Origin of the sequence: Ensifer sp. ENS08 (genome assembly GCF_014852195.1) — a bacterium.
Classification (GTDB): domain Bacteria; phylum Pseudomonadota; class Alphaproteobacteria; order Rhizobiales; family Rhizobiaceae; genus Ensifer; species Ensifer adhaerens.
Genome location: NZ_JACVBF010000001.1, coordinates 409,382 through 429,788, shown reverse-complemented (window position 1 = coordinate 429,788; position 20,407 = coordinate 409,382). Strand labels below are relative to the sequence as shown.

Genomic DNA, 20,407 nt, shown 5'->3' with positions numbered 1-20,407 from the left:
ATTTCAAGGGCTTAGTGGATTATCCTTGAAATTCCCTCTGTTTTCCAATCGCGAGCGACCGTGGATGCCACCTTTGTGCCCTAGCTTTGGGCATCAGTCAACGGGGCGCCGGAGCGGTAATTATTTCCGCAGTCGGCACAAGGACATAGAATGTTCGGTCCTGAAAACGGCTCTGCGCGGCTTTACCGGGCGTTGGAAGGTAGAGTCACCGTCCCGGAGCTGGCTGACTGCTGCTTAAAGCAGATATAAAAATAAAAGAGAGACTCGACTCTTAAACTACACTGCCCTAGGTTGAATATGGGGAAAAGGGGTGATGGTGATGCGGAGAGGGGCAGTATCGCTATTCTATGCTGGTCTGTTTGCGCTACAGACTATCTTAGCAACATTTCAAGCGAGACCCGGCGTTGCCGAAGAACAAATTACTGTTCATCATGATACATCACAAAGAGATGTAATATGGTCAACAACAGTAATATTGGACGGGAACAGCAGTTCTATCCATCTGGCCGATATTGAACTTAGACTTTCTGGGCCGCAGGCTGGAAGCGAGCCGGTCTTGGCTAGGATTGACTGCTTCGCGCAAGAAAATACGCCGCCGCTCAAGGTGGACGAGGCAATTTATGGGCGCAATGTACGTCTACTCAACCTGACTAAGACAAAGAAGAGCGAGTGCGCTTCGTTTGAAGTAGCTGCTGTGACGAACAGTGCTGGCGTCTCCAAACCGGGTCTGGCAACGGGAAGTCCGGGAGCTGGACTTGCGGTCGCAATTCACCACTCCGGCAAACCACCCTCCGAGGCGGTCGGCAACCCGTCCGTCTTCGTGTTCAATCCGGTACATGGCCATTGGACTGAGGCAAAGGCCTACTTGCCAGCCACAAGGGATGCCCAAAAGGCGTACGCCACGCTAGCCGAGCACTATCAGCGTATCATCGTCGGCGTTATTGCACAGAGCGAAACCCTTCAGAGTGAGCCGGCCAGCAACACACCGTCTTCGCTGATCGCGCCCCTCGATCAGGTTAGCGCAACGGACGGCTATCTTTCGATCGATGGAACTGAACCAGACAGTAAAGGCGCCTACGGCGCCAAGCTCCCGATGCTGTTGCGGCCATCGCGCGGGCCTGGCCCGAGCTTTTCCGTAACTTACAGTTCTAATGGGGTAGCCGGTGTTCTCGGTAGAGGATGGGATCTTTCATTCAGCGCAGTCGAGGTTCGTGGACCCGCGCCGATCTATCATCCGGAGTTCGAGACGGAGGATTATGTCCTTGACGGGATGGACTTAATTGCGCTTGACGGTAAGGGCACAGACATCGCTCCATTGTACAAGGGTGGGCCGATCGTACGGCGCGTCAAAGATGGTGTCCGTTTTTTCCGCCTCCGCGACAGTTCGAATCCACTAATCATCCGCCGATACGGCGATAATCCGTCGAATTATTTCTGGGAAGCATGGAATCCAACGAGCCATGTAACACGGCTCTATGGGGGCGAATTCCACTCAAAAACCGCTCCGCCGCAAGTGGCCAAAGACGGCAATGGCCTTCTACGCGGGAAGGCATCTTTCTCTGGCAATGTGACGCGCAACGTTATCGGCCAATGGGGTTTGACTCAGGAGTATGACAATCAGCCGGCCCGTAGCGGCACCAGTTATCGGTACCATCAGACGGATAACGGCGGACGAGCCTGCATCGCGGGACTTCCGGCGTCATGCAGCGCCGCGCTTCGGCTCGCCGAAGTTGAGTACAGCAAAACGTTTGATCAGAGCTACCAGCCGAGTGATAGAAGCGGCGAAACGCAGGTCCTATTCGAATGGGAGGAGCGGGATCAACTCCGCCAAAACAGCGATGGGCGGATGGGGTTCCTTCGTGGTCACCAACACTGGCTGAAAAGCATCGCCGTCAAGTACCGCCCTGACAAAGGTAATCTTTGGCTTGCCTCGACAGCTTCGAGCGATCAGGTCGACTATTCGACACATGAATTCGGCCTGTCGAAGGGCGACAACCCTTGCATGAACTACGACGTCGTTTTGAAGACTTACAAGGTGAACGGCAACCCGCGCTATGACCAAGTCTCGACGGACAAAGGCCAGGTATTCACCTTCAACTATAACGGCGAAAGCTACGGGTCTTCCGAGAAAGGCTTATGCTCGCGCCCATGGTCCGCGCCACAACCGATCGCCAAGTTGGGCGATTTCCCGGAAGTCGCGCCTGGGGGAGCGATCGGTTTTCCGTCTGACCTCTTGAACGGGTTGGGTTTCGACCGACTGACGCGCCAATCTCTGCTCGGCACGGGCCGGATCGAGGAGACAGGTGCTTCAGCTTTCCTCGGCGTGGGTCCAGCAGGCGATACCAGCGTCAAGCCGATCTCTGGCGGCTTCAAGGGCGGCCAGAATTTCACCAAGTCAGAAACAAACTCGATGCTTGTTGACGTGACAGGCGACGGTATCGACGATGTCGTGGCGCGCCAAGATGGGCGTCTGCGCTATTGCGGCGGATTGCGGCACCCTCACACTCATTTTGTATCATACCCTGTGGAGCGGTGCGGCTGGATCGAAGGCATTTCGGACCTTGCGCTATCGAGCACCTCGACCTTCAGCGCAGGCGCCGAGGTCACGGCCTATGGCTCGGTCTTCGCGGGCGTCGGCATCAACCGTTCGAAGAACGACACCTATATTTACTTCACTCATCGCGATGCCGACGGCCTGATCGACCTCGCCGCATACGGGCAGATCTATTACGGCTTGGGCGAAACCGTCGAGGACGAAACCGTCAACGGTGAGACTGTTAAGAAGCGCACAGTTCGCTTCGCGCCCAACAGCGCGCTCACGCCGCCCTTGCCGGGCGGCGCCCGGATGGAAGAGGCTGAAAAACGGCTGCCTCAGGACCTTCGGGCGACGATTCTCGAAATCGAGTCGCGTCTCGAGGCGACAGCGAGCCAACTTCAAACATTGGATTACAGCCAGACGACCTTGGCTTGGGAGGCGCCGCTAGACGGAGCCATTACACTTGGTGGGTTGTTCGAGCGCGGTGACGTTGAAGCGGGAGAGATACCGCTTGCAGGTGTGGATCCCAAATTCGGTTCCGCTGCCTTTGAGGCGCTATTCGAAGAGGTCGAGGCATACAAGAGCTATGCCTATAACTGCGCCGCATGGCCGGAGAAAGAGTTCTGCCATCGGCCCTACTCCGAACCTTATCAGGCGCAATACACCCGTCCCGCCGAGGAGTTCAGTTTCGTCCGGACCTCTCCGGGCCGGATGCGAGTTTCCCTCTATAGGCGCGACAAAGGCACAGTTGATATCTGTTTCGACGAATCCTTGGTGGACAAGCTGGTGTCTGGTGACGGCGGCAAAAAAGAGAAGAAACGGGGATCCATCGAGATCGGTGACGAGGCATATCCCTTTGACGACCGATGCAGGCCGACGGACGGCGCCAAGAAACGGATTAGCGTACGCACTGGCGACGTCCTCTATCTGACTTACTCGGTGCACCCGCATTTCGCCAAATGGCTGAAGCCGCGCGCCGTAATCCGGTATGCGGATGTTGAGAAGGACCCGGCATTTTCAATTGCGCAAAGCGGAGACTCACAAGGGTTGCTCCGGCGTCTTCCTTGCAACTGGAACCTTGGGCAGCAAGGTGCTCCTCCGGGAAGCTGTGCGCTTGCACAATTGTCTCCATATGTATTTGACCTGCGCGCGGGCGCTCTTTCCTCCTCACCCAACCGAGCTGTTGAACTGGCGACCGGAATAGAAAGAACTTTCCACGGACAATTCTCGATCCCGAGGTGGCTGACGCAGAACTATGCCGTCAGCTTCGAAGTTCTTGCGCGCCACATACCCAAGCCGAGCACTCAGACAGGCATGGCCGGCCAAGATTTGGGGCCGACACCGATCGATACGCTGCGCCCCATTTACCGCCTGGACGTATCAAAGCAGTGCGCAGCCGAATCGAGTGAAACTTGCATCGTCGCCTTGGCGCCGCAGTGCCCGGTCGGCGACGCTGACTGCTTGGCCTTTATAGCAGCGACGGACGCGCATTTCGCGGTCGCATCCCGCCTCTTGGTGGAACACAAAGTCGGACGGGGCCTAGTAGCACGCAACATAGATTCGACGCTTCAGAACGTCGTGTGGCAAATCCCGCCCCACGTCCGAACTGTTCTAGCCAAGCCCGACCATCAGGACAGTATGGCAAAGGCGCCTGGCGCGGACATCAAGCGCTACAGTCTTGTCTATTTGCCGATCGCGATGGGGCAGCAGGACACGGACTATTTCCGGGTCGAATTCGCCGCGTTTGAGAATCCCGACATCGACATGAATGAGGGTGATCCGCAGGCGGAGATTATCAACTTCAGCACGATGATGGATCTTGAGCGCCAGACAGTCAATTTTACGCGCATCCGGCAGACCCTTGAACTATGCCGGTTCTCCGACGAAATTCTGACCTATCTGCGCGACAGCTTCGCCAGCCACGCCCCGCCTTATTCCGAAGGCTACCTCGATCATTGGAACGATAAGGCAAAGGCCTATGCCACACGCTGCGCGACCGCCAAGGGAGAATACGCGAAGGCAAGATTTACAGGAAACAAGGCCCCAGACGCCGGTGTTACCGACAGCCTGAATTTGCCGGTTCTGCTGCGTAATCTGCCCTATGAGGAACGGATTTCGAGCGCGGAGACACTGCTCAAGAGGGTGATGGAAAGCCTCAACCTGGGCGACCAGTTTCTGACAGATGAACACAGGCTCACCCGCCGCGGTTATCGCCTTCCGATCAAGGTCAACCCGCTCGATTGCAACATGCTCGGCAAGACGGCTTCGCCCCTGCCCGTACCAATCGTTGACGAGCCCGGCCGCCGCATTCCGGATTGCGCCTACCGCCTGCTAACGAATTTCTCGATGCAGGACTTTGAAGATCTTATTGGGAAGGACAGGGCGGCAAACCTTCGGCGGATGGTCTCGCCCCTGAGTTCGAGCACGGCTGCGGCGTTCCGGATCGAGCTGGCTGCCACGGTGAATGGAGAGCCAACCGAGTTCAGTGAACTTACCGGAGCAAAGACCATCGACGACCCATGCCGGCCCATGACGCCGAACACCTGCATGGGCAACTATGGCACGACCGGGGTGCAGTTAGGAAGCGACGGCAAGCCGATAGGTGTCAAGGCTTATTTCTATCCAAAGGGCGCCGCCGGCGATCCCGATACCGGAGATGTCCTTCAGCGCATATCGACCAATAAGCGCTCGGGCCGTGCTGTAGCATTCTCGAACAGCATCATGTCGTCAGGGATGCCGCCCGTATGCGAGCGCAATTTTCCGCTTTACGAGACCGGTTGGCAGATGGAGTCCAAGCAGGACTGCCTGTTCGAGGCCTCCGACATCACGCCAGCACAGAAGTATGTCCCCGACGAAAAGGAACGCCCAAAGTACACAGTCCGCTACGAAATTCTTGAAAACAACCAGTTCATTGGCCGTAATCGGGTATTGGAGTTCCGCGCACGGCCATTGGATCTGGTCGAGTTCCAAGTCCGGATCGTGCCTGTGGAGCAAGTCATCGATCTCGATGAGGGCAACCCCCAATCCAAGGTGCGTGGCGCGTTTTCAGTCCTCAGCGGCAATGCTGGGAACGGCCTTCTTCAGCAAAGACACCTCATTCCGCGTTCACCTTCTGACATCCTTCCTCGTCCGGGAGATCCGTTGCCGCTCGATATGCAAGCCGAGTACAAATGTCCGACGGCGCCTGCAAATCTACTCCAGCCCGGATCCGGAAGGCTCCCAAAGACGTGTCGCCCTTGGAGCCAGCTTGGCTGGGCGGAACTCTTATTGGGCGCACAATATCGCACCTATAGCGATGCACAGAAGACCCTCCGCGCCAACGAGTACTCTATCCAGAGAAGGCGTGAAATCCTGAGGCTCCAGCCTGAAATCGAGGTCGCCGCCGACCGCTTTTTGTTGGAAGGCGCTGGCCTGAATCATGTCCTTGTCAGCGAGATCAAAGCTAAATCGGCCCCGGATATTGCGGCTCTCAACGAAGTCTTGAAAGATCCGGCATTTCCGCAAGGTCTTACGGTCACGTTACCCAGCCAGTATTTTGCCTTCTACCGACGTGAGCCCAATGTTGCAAAAATTGGTGGCTTTTGGACGATGTTCGCGAGTCGAGCGCCGCGGGATGGTTCTCTCGAAACTATTCCGGCATTCTCGCAGCTCCGCTTCGGCGACTTGAATAAGGAGCCCTCGCAAGGGCCAGATAATGCTTACGCTGAGAGTTCATCAAACTGTGGAACTGAATCCGCTCCGAAGTTCGACGAATGTGAAAACCATCTTTCGGGCAAGGGGCAAAGCAGCCTTGCCCTGAAGGGCTATGAGACCTTCCCACTCGAGCATCGGTTCGTGGGGCCGGTGGATGGCGGTCCCTATCCAGGCAGCGGTGAGCCGTTTGTCGAGAAAGAAAACGCTGCGCGCATCGGCATCGGACAATGCTCCGTCGCGCGTCCGAATGCGACGGCCAGTTGCTGGAGAGGGCCGGACGACACTGTGTTTCTCGAAGAAGCGATATTGAAGGAAAGGGCCGAACGCGCAGGCCTGCACTCAGTGTCTGCCTTGATCGGATTTGAACGGCCCCCACTAGCTCAGTTTCTCTTCGAATTCGACTCGTATAAGCGCCTGGCTTGCCTCGATCCTGTTCTTGCATCGACCGGAGTTCCGCCAGAGACCTGCCCAAAACAACCTGTCCTTGCGTCGGAAGGTCGCGCGCTCGAATATCCCAACCGGCCCAACCATCCAGACAGAGGGGCGACTATCCCCGTCTATGCGCCGGTCCAAGCGAGCCGGTCGCGGACTGTTTCACGCAATGCCGGCGCACTGCTTTTCAACAAAAGTAGCAGCAACACTGAGCGCGAACAGACGACTGCATACCTTGATGTGAACGGCGACGGCTATCCTGAAGTTGTCAGTAATGGCCATGCCGAGTTGACCTCACCTGTTGGCCTGTCGCGCCGAGACTGGTGGCAGTACTTCCGCGTCGAGGAAAACATGCCATCGCTGGTGCCGGAACTTGGCGCGGGAGGTATGAATCAGGGCGGGAACTCGGTCAATAGTGGCGAAGGTATTGGGATTTCGCCTTCAACATTCGCGGTTTTCAGGCAGAGGGGACCAAAAACAAAGGAAAGCGGCTCTCCGGATGCCGTGCTCGACCCAAGTTTCAGCCTTGATGAAGAGCAAGGCTATGACGAGAACTTCACGGAGCTCCGTGATTTCAATGGCGATGGCCTTGCCGACAAGCTGAAAGGCAAAACTGTTGGCGCTGGCCTTGAGCTTTCACTGAATGCGGGCAACGCGATTGTCTCGTCTCCCGACTCGGGCAACGTCACAGTCGGTGGGGCTCCGGTGTCCGGCGAACATTTCAACACAAACCGTTCTGCTGGATTTGGCGTCAGGCTGGGCTTTAGCGTGGAATCGGGCAGCTATGGTGCCGGTATGGGACTGGCGCATCGCGGGGCCGGTTCAAAGGCTGCGCTGATGGACTTCACTGGCGATGGGCGGCCCGATATTGTGGTCCCGGCGGAGCGGGCTGGCGGCGGCGGCAATCTGCTTGTCTTTCCAAATCTTGGGAATGGTTTTGGTGAGGGCCGCTGGCACACGATAATGCAGCACCAGCCAGAAGACACAAGCTTTACCGAGACAACGATTGTCGACGCTGGCGGGTTCTATACCTATGGCTTTAATGTCTGGGTAGTTAAGGTCGTCATTAATGTCGGTGCCAAGCATTCTCGTGGCCAGACGCGCGAGCTTCTGAACCTTCGCGATATCAACGGAGATGGCTTTCCGGATCTCGCCATGGTCCGTGGAACTTTTCAGTCGTTGGGCGACCAAGTCGCTACCGTCCACTATAATCCAGAAGCGAGATATCATCTTCTTAAGGGCGTCACAAATCCGTCCGGATCGCGTTTGCTGCTAAGCCATGGCTTATTTGGCAATGAAAGCGCGGCTAATGGCAGCCCAATATGGGCATTGACGGAGGTTGCGCGCTACGACGGTTTTGAGCCACGGCAGACGATCGGAAATGAGGAGCTGGCCGATGACGGTGATGACGTCACACTCACGCGTTACGATTATGAAAAGGGCTATTTTAACAGGGCGGAACGTCAGTTCTACGGTTTCGCCGGGCGAACGAGTACCACGTTCGGATGCGATCTGGCGAGCGAGGGCCAGCGCTGCCTAGCGATTTTCGAAGATGAGGAGGGGCTAACCGAAGATCTGGCAGGCGCCGGATACCGAAAACTGCAATTCATTGATCAGAGCTTTTCAAATAGAGATTTCCTGACTCAGGGCGTCGTGATGGCGCAACGAGTACAGGGTTTTGACTCCCGTTCGCTGGGCAAGGATGACAAGCATCCGCCAGCGGGTGATCCACAAGCCATCTCCACTGTCAAGTTCGGCTATTCTATTGAATACCTCACCCATCACCAAGCGGTTGCGGATCCTGGCCAATGTTCGGTGCCACTGCCGACAAACCTTCAATCTGGGTCTTGGACTCCGGGACAGCAGACACCCGGCTCTAAACTTCCCGCGCTTTGGGACGGCTCGAAGTTTGAGCGCAGCCAGCCTTTGCTCGGACCCGGTGGGATCTGCGAGCAGGGCGGTGATTCCATATGCACGAAGAAACTTGAGGACGATGTTTGCCGCGCTGGGTTTGTGCGGGAGCAACAAGCCTTCTGGGCGCAGCAAAGCGGTTCCAGACGCCAGAGGCTCGAAAGTCTCGAAGTTTTTGGCGGCAATGTCTCGCCACTTGATGCCGAGCAGGCGATTATTCCGCGGCTGCGTTCGCAAGTCGGGTTTGACTACGATCAGTGGGGCCAGGTAGCGACATTCAACAGCGTCGGAGAGGCAGATCAAGGCTGGAGGCCAGAGACCGATACGTCGTCACACGCGTCGATCAGCTACGCGCTTCGCCAAGGACAAAGCGCTACCATCGCAGGGCCAGAATTGGGCTATCCATTGCTTGGATTGGCCGAACAACTCGCTGTCTTCAGAGGGGCTTGGCCAGAGCAGGGCGGTCGGTCTTCGGTTCTGAGAATGAGGCAGGCGATCTATTCCGAAGATGGCCGCGGCAACCTAACCGACGTCTGTACCTATCCCTTGGCTGGTGTGTCAGTTTCCACGCAGCTATGTCAAAACTACAAGGACACACTACGGCAACATCTTGGCGACGGATATTCGACTGTTCAAGCCGCCTTGCGGGCGACATACGAAGACATTGATGAACTCCCCGATGGTGTCTCCGACTTTGATGCTGTCGTGCACCACCAATTGATAGGCTATGACGAGTTCGGCAATCTCACGCACGCTGTTTCGCCGCTAACCGCGCGTAAGGAATGGATCGAACGTCGGTTCAACTATACGTCAGACCCATTCAGACGCGCCGCGACCACCAGAACTCTGACCCGATGCGTGGAGGATGTGGCTGGAGCAGGAAGCGATACTGCCGGCAATCTTGAAGACTATGATCGCTGCAGCTTCGGTCTCGGCACTTTGCCGGAGCCTATAAGGCGCACCGCAGTGACGCACGCCTCGACCAGTCGTGTTGACACGCATCACGGCGCGCTCGCTGAAACGCGGGATGTAAATGGCAATTCCATCCTGATCGACTGGGACCGTTGGGGACGTCTGCGGCTTATCGCGCGCGGTTGGGGCAATGCCCCACGGGAAAACCGAACCTTCGCACCACAACTGCGCTTAGCAATGGCCAAAAGCGTCAATGAGACACGCGGACCCGATGAGATTCTCGCGACAGACGATTGGCGAATCCTGGCGCTTGCAGACTATGAGCGACTGAGCGCCGGACTGTTGCGAAGCAATCTGCGGCGGTTCGAGCCATCTGACCGTTACTCTGGGCTCATCGAAACCGGGAAAACGACTCGAGAGACGGCACAATTCGCGGACGGCAATGGGCGACCGATTCAGAACTTGCGTGAAGCCGACGTCTGCATCGATGTTCCAGATCAACTCATCGACGGATCCAGGAACGTAACGAAAGACGGTACCTCGTCGACGCCCGCGACGGGTTTGATGCAGCGCTGCAAGGCTTTTGCGACGGCAATCGCGACTCCCGCTAGTGCCATTGACGGAATAGGGCGGGAGCTCTTGTCATATGAGCCCTACGCCGCTGCAATTCCGGGTGCCGTCACGGCATCGCCGCGTTTCAGCGGTCTGGCATCTGCAAGTGTGAAGCCAGAATGGTTGTTGCGCAGCGCATATGACGGCGCGGGTCGTCCGGTCCTTGTCGAATCGCGTCTTGCATTGGAAGGAGCGACTCCAGCAGGACGGGTGCGAGGCGCGACGCAATATCGCTATCGCGTGGTGCCGGCTTCTAATCTTGCTAATTCGCCCAGGCTTGCTCGCTTTGAGGCAATGACTCTTTCTCCACGCTGCAGTGCAAGTGCGGCCTGGTCCGACGCCCGCGGCCTGACGCGCACAGTTTTCGAACAGCAGTCCCGTTTGTATCCACTGTCAGGCCAGGCGGCAGCCGCTCCGGACCTCGCTGTGCCCTATGACCGAGACCACAAACTCAGTTGGGGCGACTGTGATCAGATCGAGGCGGTCGCCAATACCCTCGGCTCTGAAATTGAATTGTCTGCTGCATCTGAATGGCCTCATGAAAGCGGCAGCGCCACTGCGACGGCGATTCAGCCGGTAAGGGTTTCATATACCTACGATCCTCTGCAACAGCTCACTGACGTTAGCTATCCGCTGGCTGGGCAAGCTCGAGCCCATATCAAAGTGCGCTATGATCTGCTTGGGCGAATGCGTGAACTGCACGAGCCGAACTCGGGATGCACGAACTATCAGTATGACCCCCTAAATCTTCTGATCTCGGTGCGCGGTTCCAAGTTCGAGGCTCAGGGCAAGCCATGTGGCAGTAGCTTTCGGGTTGCAAACGAAAAGGCGTATCGATACGCCGGAGATCGGCTCATCGAGATAAACTATCGTTCTCTGGAGGAGCAGGGCGGGAAGGATGACCGTGGCGATACGGTCCGTTACTATCACGACAGCTATCCTCATGCAGCGGTCAGTGGCGAGTTGCTTGAACCAATTCGCTACGTGCCCAACGACGATGCCAATCGAAGATTTGTCGACGTGACCGGCAGGGTCTGCGGCAACTGCATTGGCAAGGTCTCGATCGTGTCGGATCGAAGCGGCGCGCGCAGCTTTGCCTACAATGAACTCGGGCTTGCTGGTCGGGAGGTTCGCACCCTGGTTGCACCTCTACAGGGCGCCGGGCTAAAGCACAGCGATGGAGCCAGCGAGGACTATCTGCCGGAAGTTGCATTCTACGAACTGCAGAACTCCTACACCGCTTTCGGCGACCTAGTACAACAACGCTTTTCCGAGAGCGCTCCATCCAACCCGCACGAGACATGCTTTAAAGCAGGACTCGACACCTGCATCGCACGTTTCACCATCGGCCGCAAATATTCGCCCGATGGTGCGGTAGCTCAGCTTCTGTTCAATGATCGTCCTTTGATCAGCGCAGCTCAGGATGCCTTGGGACGCCCGTCCATCCGCTGGACGGCGGACGGGACTGCTACAGGCTATCGTTATGACGAGAAAGACCTGCGGCTCAACCAATTGGCGACCTTGACAGCAGGTGTTATCGGCGATGGTGTCCTGCCGGTGCAGGTCAACGGCTATCAATATGATGGCGGCGGCAATGTGCTCGCCTACACCAACCGCGCGCTTCCGCGCGAGGATTACGAAAGCGCGTTTGGCTTCGGCTACGATGCCGTCAACAGACTGACGGGATTCGCGGCTACCATCCGCAAACGCAGCGACAGTATTACGAGCGAGGGCAGCTATAGTTATGATGAGGGCCACCGCTTTGCGACCCGCAAGTTGCTGATAGAGGGCAGGGGTACCTCGGCGTCGAGATTGATGCGAGATTGGCGTTATCATTACCGGAACACGCCGGACAACCGCCCTCTTCATGCCCCGGAGAAAATCGAGTTCTACGCCAACGACAACCGACGGGATATGTCCTTGGCCTATGACGATATCGGCCGCTTGACACGGGTTGGGGCGGCGAAGTCGCAAGCAAGTGATGGGCTGCTGACAAACCGTGCGATGGTCTGGGACGCCGAAGGACGATTGATCCGAGTGCGAGGCGTGGCCGATGAGACCGCCAAGGGCAATGCGCAGTGGCTGCGTGAAGACTATGTCTATGACGCGGGTGGTAATCGCGCCCTGCGCATTCATCGGTCACGTATCGATGCCGCCGGTCAAGCCCTGGATGATGAGGAACAATCAGCCACGGCGACGGTCTACCTGACGCCATTTTATGCCAAAACCCTGGACCATCGCGGCACTGTGCAGCTCGCGCAGGGCAGTCTGCCGGCTGCTACGCTGGATGCGCCGTCCGATAACAGTGAGACGCCGATCGTCACCTATATCCATTCAGATCTTGCGGTCGGCTCAATGACGGCTAGCGCTACGGCCTATGGTGAGGCGCATGACGCGAACTCGATCGTGATCGGTCGGCGCGAGTATAGTCCCTACGGGTTAGAAATGACGACTGATTGGCTCGCCGAGAGTGGACGCGCAGGCGCAGCAACGATCTCGGCTTTCCATGGCAAGGAACTCGACCGGATCACGAGCTTCTCGTCATTCGGAGCGAGGTCGTATAGTCGTGATCTGGGCATATGGCTGAGCCCAGACCCCATGATGGCAGGATATCTCGTAGACGGGTCCGGGGACGATGCATTCATAGCACAAAACCTTAGCAGTTATGCCTATGCATATTTGCGACCTACGGTTTTGCACGACCCCGATGGCATGCAAGCAAAGTTAGCAAGTGGCGCGCCCAATACCTCAGTCTACCGGCGCCTTGAATACATGGCGCCCGACATTCTCCAGGCGGCGAAAAAGCATCCCACGGTTGGTGCGATCAATATAGCGGCGATTGTATATCAGGAAAAAGAACAAGGAATTTTTGCGGATATAAAGAATATTGGATCTTTCCTTAAGATGAAAATAAGTAAAGACTGGAAAAAAACGTCATTTGGCCCTGGTGAGATGCAGCTTGAGCTTGCTGCGGAGCTGACCGGACTTGATTTGGATGACAAAAAGCAATTCGATGAGTTGTGGAGCATTGTTAATAATGTCCCAACTGCAATTGAGCTAGTGGCGAGAAACCTGGAGAAAAACCAGGAAGGGCTCATGCAATCCCTGTCCCCACGCGCGGCGGGAACGGCGCACAATCGAGGTTTAGAAGGCTATAAGCGAAACGATGGCGCAAGCACGAGAATTTCGAGACGTATTTCTGACGACGTGATCAAGAATCTTGAACTAATTCTGAGGCACGCGGAGAGAGAGCAGGTTAGATCGAAGGAATAGTCAAATGGGAGAGCGTGCCGTAGGGAAATCGACAGGCAAGAAGCTTGGGAAGGTAGTATTAGCTTTTTTTCTTCTAGTTACTTTCGTCGACGTTTCGGCGTCTCAGAATCTCGTCGCGCATGATGCAGCGATCTTTGAAGCCTCTAATATCCTGGAAGCTGCGCCAAACTTCAATTGGTATCAACTGCCCAAGAAGCCCAATCCCGACGATCCGGTATTCCCCGCTTCCCGCCGAGAAACCGGCGGGCACCAGGCCATGTGGGAGCCTCTGTTTATCCTCGACTATACCGCCGGCGAGCTAAAGGGTTGGCTAGCCGAAAGCATCGAGCCTAACGCAACGATGGACGAGTGGACGCTGAAGTTGCGGAAAAACGTCAAGTGGTCGGACGGTGAAACGTTCACCTCTGATGACGTCGTCTACACTGTGAGTATGGTGTTGCGCGAAGAAAAGCTCGCTGCCTATGAGGCGGCCGAGATGCGGCGCGCGCTAAAGCCAAACACCATCGATGAAGGCAACAAGGGGGGTACAGACAATATTGTCATCAATGGCGTCGAAAAGATCGACGACCTGACCGTTATCTTCAAGCTTGTGGAGCCCGATCCGCGCTTCGCGCTGAAGAATTTTGGTGGCGGCATGTTCGGCAGTTTTCTGATCATGCCGGAACACAAATGGCCTCGATGGGTGGAAAAGAATGGACGGTGGGAATACAGCACACCCATATCGGAATTTTTGTGGGACAAGCCGATCGGGACCGGCCCATATATCCTTGGTTCCTACGACACGAGTAAGCAGCAGGTCATATGGAATAGAAACGATGGCTGGTGGGGGAAGAAGTCTGGCTTCAAAGCCGACAATCCGGGCCCCAAGCAACTGATCTGGCAATATGTAGCTAGCGAGGTAGAGAGTAAGAAGCTGCTCATCGCGGGTGAGCTTGATGCGGCTCGGGAATATACCAAGCCGAATTTCGATGATGCAAAAATTCAATCAAAGGGTTCGGTTAGAGGTTGGTCCACGTTGTCGCCGACTGCGTCCGGTGCGGGAACGGCCCAACTGCTCCCTGCCGCGGAACCAGCGGTCAATGAGGATATCGCTTGGAATGAGCCCTGCACGCGCCAGCTTGAAGTAAATACCAAGGTCGCCCCCTGGAACAATGTGAAGGCACGCCAAGCGCTGACCTACATGATTGACCGCGAGCGGTTGGCAGCAATCGGCTACGAAAAGACAACCGTGCCCTCAAGGACGATGTTTGTCGAATATGGCTCGATGGAGCCCTTCATCAAGGCGATCGAAGACGCCGGCAAGATCTTCCCGGCGAAACCTGATACAACCAAAGCCAAGGCGCTTCTTGAAGACCCCAGCGTCGGATACAAGCAGGGTCCCGATGGAATATACCGCGACAAGGACAACAATGTTCTGACGGCCGTTATAACAGTTAACCAGGACATCGCGAAAGATCAGAAGGCGACAGCCGATCTTGTCGCTCAGCTCAAGGAACAGGGCCTTGACGCAAGGTTGGAACCGCTTCCCAACGGCGAATTTTGGGGCCGCAGTATCCCGACAGGCGACTACGACTTGGCGTACGGATGGCTCTCATGCGGATCGCTTGCTGAACCCTACACTTCGATGGCCCGCTACCGAATGGACAAGGTTCCCGCTGTCGGATCCCATAGCCCGAACTTCAACAATACCGGGCGTTGGGACAGCCAGGCCAACAAGGATTACGCTGCGAAGCTTGATGAAATTGAACCGCTGAAGCTCGCTGATCCAGCGATCCCAAAACTGGTCGTGGAAGCGTATGCCTACATTGTGGATGAAGTCCCGTTCATACCGCTCGTTCAGACGCCTCGCATCATACCGTTTAATACGACGCACTGGACCGGTTGGCCATCGGCAAATGAGCCGGAGGGCGGTATACCGATGCACAATTGGGGTGCCACGCATCAGATGATCCACGCGCTCAAGAAAGCCCCATAGCGTCCCAGCGGAGAAGAGTGCTTGCCGCTGTAGCAATTCGGTCCCCAGCCAATTTTCCTAGCCGCCTCGAACACGACGGATGGTCTAAGGAACTGCGGCCGAGATCGCCCAACTTATTGAGAAGACGCCACTTTTCCGTGTGGCGGATAGCTGCCAATTTGGATCGAAAAATTGGTCAACAATGACTTTCCTGGGAGACCTGGATTCTCACATAATTTCAAAGACTTAAAGAAATAGCCTTTGATTTCCTTATTTTTTCCTGCCGCGAGCGACCGTGGATGCCACCTTTGTGCCCTGGCTTTGGGCATCAGTCAATATCAGGGCGAGCGGCAATAATTTCCGCTGTCGGACCTCCGGTTTCGGTGCCGCAGCGAGGCGGCATCGAGCCTCGCGTACTGTATCGAATTCCGAGTGGGAGCCGTGCCGCACCGGGTCATCGCCGCGATTGGGGCCCGCCTTGGATGCATTGACGGGGCAAGCAGAACACCGTAAGTGTGGGGTAATCATAGTTGGCGGGCGCAGGCTCGTCGGGGATGGTGGGGAGTTCAACTCTCCTGGGGGTGCTTGGACCCGCTCTGATTTTTGTAATCTACCTAATCGTGCTCAAGTGCATCGTGAAGGCAACTACGGAAAGAGGAGAATGAATATGAAAACTAATACTAAAAAGAAGTCCAAGAACTACATCGCCTACCTGAATACCATGGCATCAGTAAGCTACGACTTTTCTGTTTCGTTTGGAGCGGGTTACCTGGGTGCCACCGTCCCATCCATCACGCCGTCGCGTTCATCCGCGACGGCGTCTCAGTTCATGAGGAGGCTGGTTCGTCCAGCATGACGTAATACTGCTCCTCGGCTTCGGAGGGCGGGATGTTGCCGATCGGCTCGAGAAGCCAGCGTTTGTTGAACCAGTCTATCCTCCAGTTATTCTCGACCGGCGGAGTTTGATGACAATTCACCTACGCGGTGTGCAGAAGCAGTCAATTGAGACATGATGGCCCGCCAAGTTCACTTGAATTGGATGAACGTTAGTCAGAGTGCTATACGCCCCAAAAATGATCGTCGAACGCATCGTATGCTTACAACAGACCCTGTCCGCGTTTTCGGCCTCTTACTTGCAAAACGGTCAGCCCACTGTCGGCCTCAAAATGGACTTGGCCGCCTTTCAACTCGGAAATATGCGGAGCCACCGAGCAACCCGGAAATCGGTTAATTCATAACGTTAGTCCGAAAGGCCGTCTTGTTGTTTCCGCTCCCCGGGAGAAAGTCGCAGAAAAGATCGGCCTGGTCCTCGACCGTCTGTGCTTCGCGGAATGGCAGCATAATTAGTCGCCCTCGGCCTCCTCCATGCGCGCTTCAAGCTCGTTCAGGAAGGGTGAGCGTCCCCAATGCATTCTCCCGCGGCCCGTATCGACATAACCGGAATATAACATGTGAATTTCATCGCGGGCGCGCGTCAGGCCCACATAGAACAGGCGGCGGCTCTCCCGCCGCGCCGCAGGAAGTTCGTTGCGCCAGGGCAAGCTGCCGAGATCGAGCCCCACCATGATGACCACGTCGTACTCGCAGCCCTTGGCGGAATGCAGGGTCAGAAGGTTGAGGTGAAGCGGCGAGCCATCGCGACCGCCAAGGCTTGCGAGGTCGAGATCGGCGAGCGCCCCGCCAACCGCGAGCGCCGTCGACATGCGTTCGACCTGTTCAGCCTGATCCGCGAGACTCGGCTCAGCCGCGATCAGCCCATCGAGCATTCCGTCGCGCAAGGACGCGACGAAATCGCGGGCAAGCCCATCCTCTAGTCTGAGCGACCATAGAAGCCGGGTAAGGCTTTGCAGCTCCGCGCTGGCTTCCGCCTCCGATATCCGAGCTCGATGAAAGCCGATCCAGCGATCCAGCAGGCCGCGAAGCTGGGGGCGCGCTTCCCGCCACCCGCCTGCGCACCAGGCCGCGCAATCCTCGATCCAGCTCGTGAGCGCGACCTTGCGATAAGGCGCCGCTGTGTCGACCCTCACAAAGTCAAGGCCCGCAGCCGCGACTGCTTCCGCGACCACGTCGCCGGCGCGATAGTCTCGATAGAGGATCGCGATGTCGCCGAGCATACGGCCGGGTTTGGCCCCGAGCGCCGCTGGAATGATCTCGGCGACGGCGTGTGCTGCCTGCCCCTCAAGGCCATCGTCGCATTCTACCATCGCGATAATAGCCTGGCGGTCGGGGTCGTTCGACTGGTAGCCGCGAGCCTCGCCGAGGGCCATTTCCGAGGCGCTGACAATGCTTGAGGCTGAACGGTAATTAAGCTGAAGCTGTACACGCTCGACATCGTCTCGCTCGGCCAGTTCCTGCAAAAGAGCCCCATCCGCGCCGGTGAAACCGTAGATCGATTGATCCGGGTCGCCGACGGCGAACAGCCGGACCCCTCCGTCGAACGCCATGCGCTTGACGATGCGGTGCAGCGCCACGCCCAAGTCCTGATATTCATCGACCGCCAGTACAGGAAACTTCGCCTGCAGAAGCGGCAGCACCCAATCGTGCTCCGACACCAGCCGTTGGCCGAAGATCACAAGGTCATCGAAATCGACGAGACCGATACGCCGCAGCTCAGCTTCGTAGCCCTCTGCCCACTCCGCAAGCTCCTCCTCTGCCGTCCAGTCTTCCGACGTTCGATCGAGGATCGACCGCCGATGGCGGCCGAGGTCCATCGGCTTATTGGGATGACCTGAGCCGAAGAGCCTGTCGCCGATCCGCCGCATCGCCTGATCGCTCTGCCGCTGCGTGGCCACGGCAAGCGGAAACGGCACCGGGAGATCGGCAAGGCGACCATAAGGCATCAGCAGATGTCTCAGGCAGAAGCCATGGACGGTGCCGATGAAAAGGTTCGGCGCCTCCCGCAAGCCCAGCCGCTCCAGACGGCGCGTCAGCTCGCGCGCGCACTCCTGACTATAGGTGATGCATGCTGCACCTCGCGGCGCGCGCACGTCTTCAGCCATGATCCGGGCAAGCTTGAGCACCAGCGTCTTGGTCTTGCCGCTGCCGGGTCCTGCGAGCACGACGCAATGTCCCGTCGAATCATAGGCTGCTTGCTGGCCAGGATTGCTGGCCAGATCAGCCGCTTGGGCAAGATATGCGGCGCTGACACTACGCAAGGGCATCGCGAATGTGCTCCAGCGCCTGCCGGATGTAGTCCGGGCACGTATCTTCATCGACATGTGGCGCCAGCGCCTGAGCGAAGCGCCCTTTGCCGATCCGCTCGATGAGCTTGATTAAGCGCTCCTCGTCAAGGGTGTCGGTATCGTCAACCCAGCCCTGGATCAGGTCTTGGGTGTTCTGATTGACCGATAGCTCCTCCTCGATGACCTGCTGCATCGCTTCGGCAAGGCCGCCCGTGAAGAGCTCCGGCTCAAGCGTATTGCTGTTGACGAAGTAGCCGAACGGTTCGGCGCGCGCGATCACAGCGTCGACGTCCAACGGCGCGTAGTTCACGCCATTCTCGACCAGCCGCAGCACATTGATCAGCCGCCGGCGGACTAGCGGCGGGTTTACGCCATTTGGATCCCGGTCCGTCAGAATGACGTGCGGGATATTCAGTCCCTGCGGTCCCAACAACTTCACGTAGGGCGTGAAGTTTGTGCCGCTCACAGAGCAGACGGTGATGCCGAGCATATCGAGCGGGATGTCCAAGGCCTCGGCGAATGCAGGGATAAGAAACCGCTCGGCATCGCCCTCGACGAGGATCACGCCTCGCGCGAAGAAGATCTCACCGCGGCTGACATCGATGTAACGCTGCAGGTCCGCCTCATCACGTGCCGTCAGGGGTGCCGCGGCCGTGGACACCGCGGTCGTCGCCTCCTCGCCGGCGTCGTGCCGGAGCAGGACGATCGAGCGGATAGGGGTCACGCTCGCGATATGCGGCGAGTGCGTCGTGAGGATGGTTGTGAGCGGCGGGGTGTCTTCCTCTCCGTCCCCAGCCCCGCCGAGGAAGTACCGGTAGACGAGCCGCTGTACATGCGGGTGAAGGTGCGCTTCGGGCTCTTCGACCACGAAGAACGTATGGTCGCGCTCGCCATCCGTGACCAGACGATCGAGCTCAAGGCTCTTCAACGCCAGGAAGATCAGATTGGCGGTGCCGAGGCTGGCGTCGCTAATGCCGCGCGCGCCATTATCGATCAGCAGCCGCAGGCTGCGCAGCAACGCATCGACGCGGGTTGGCGCAAGTCCAAGCGTGAGCGGAACGGCGTGCTGCTCGCCCGCAATAGCGATCAGCCGTTCGCTGATGCGCTGCGCGGTTGCGACCACCTCGGCATGACCAGCAAGCTCGGCGTGCGCCTCGTTGACTTGCTGCTGGATCTCGTCCCGCGCGTCTTCGTCGAGCGAGGTCGCCAGTTCCTCGATGAGAGGCCTCAATGGCGAGTTCCGCCAACTCGACAGGTCCTTCTCGGCGTCGCGCAGTGCGACCTGGACGTCGAGCGGCAGCATCCGGCGGAAGGTCGAACCGATCGACATATCAGGATCGTCGCCGCCGAAAATGATGTACTCGTAGTCGGCCAGGCTCTCAGGCACGCGGCCGAGATTTGCCTTCGGCTGAAAGCGGTACGTCAGACGCGCGACCATAGGCGGACCCGGATCGATCACGCAGTCGTTGAGATGCGCCATCAATCGCGGATCGTCGGTAAAATCGGTCAGATCGACAGAGATTTCGATTGTCTCGCCGAGCTTGTCCTCGCCCATCCCATCCCAGAAATGTTCAAGCCCGAGCTGGCGATCACGTTCCGACAGGCCCGGATCCAGGATCAACTGCAGGGCGCGAATGAAATTGCTCTTGCCAACCTTGTTTTCGCCGACAATGACGATGCTCTCGCCGGTCTCGACGTCAATGTCCGAGAAATTTGCGAAATTGCTTATTCTTACCCGTGAGATGCGCAAACCCGTCCCCCGACTTCAATGAATCACATCAACTGTAGATTTAACATTCCAAGGCGGGTGTCCGCTATGCCTGTGTTGTCAGTCGATGCGAACTGTCTCCTTTCGGCCCCAGAGTGGTCGTTCGCCACAGTTTGCTCGTGGCACTCGGGCAG

5 protein-coding genes are annotated in these 20,407 nt (G+C 57.4%); 3 read left to right on the top strand and 2 right to left on the bottom strand.

All coding sequences use genetic code 11. The features are described 5' to 3' along the window. Positions 1 to 556: 556 nt before the first annotated feature. The 3 genes from IB272_RS01995 (at position 557) to IB272_RS01985 (ending at position 16,179) form a co-directional block, all read left to right on the top strand. On the top strand, positions 557 to 13,369 hold the full coding sequence (locus tag IB272_RS01995; RefSeq protein ID WP_192444209.1) for an RHS repeat-associated core domain-containing protein: 12,813 nt from the start codon (positions 557 to 559) through the stop codon (positions 13,367 to 13,369). Between the two features lie 4 nt (positions 13,370 to 13,373). After that, positions 13,374 to 15,344 carry an ABC transporter substrate-binding protein gene (locus IB272_RS01990; RefSeq protein ID WP_192444208.1) on the top strand — a complete coding sequence of 657 codons (1,971 nt, stop codon included), beginning with the start codon at positions 13,374 to 13,376 and terminating at the stop codon, positions 15,342 to 15,344. Positions 15,345 to 15,990: 646 nt separating this feature from the next. Then, complete coding sequence (locus IB272_RS01985; protein WP_192444230.1) at positions 15,991 to 16,179, top strand: hypothetical protein; 189 nt, start codon at positions 15,991 to 15,993, stop codon at positions 16,177 to 16,179. Positions 16,180 to 16,666: 487 nt separating this feature from the next. Here the strand turns inward: IB272_RS01985 and IB272_RS01980 are convergent, their stop codons facing one another. Then, positions 16,667 to 18,484 (bottom strand): ATP-dependent helicase, encoded by a 1,818-nt coding sequence (locus IB272_RS01980; RefSeq protein WP_192444207.1) that lies wholly within the window; start codon positions 18,482 to 18,484, stop codon positions 16,667 to 16,669. After that, entirely contained in the window at positions 18,471 to 20,255 is a 1,785-nt protein-coding gene (locus tag IB272_RS01975) for an AAA family ATPase (protein WP_192444206.1), read from the bottom strand. Before IB272_RS01975 ends, IB272_RS01980 begins: the two co-directional genes overlap by 14 nt. Positions 20,256 to 20,407: the final 152 nt, after the last annotated feature.

Bases quoted from the DNA above. Each gene is read 5' to 3' on its own strand.
- IB272_RS01990 (WP_192444208.1), top strand. From the start codon at position 13,374: ATGGGAGAGCGTGCCGTAGGGAAATCGACAGGCAAGAAGCTTGGGAAG.
- IB272_RS01980 (WP_192444207.1), bottom strand. From the start codon at position 18,484: ATGCCCTTGCGTAGTGTCAGCGCCGCATATCTTGCCCAAGCGGCTGAT.
- IB272_RS01985 (WP_192444230.1), top strand. From the start codon at position 15,991: ATGAAAACTAATACTAAAAAGAAGTCCAAGAACTACATCGCCTACCTG.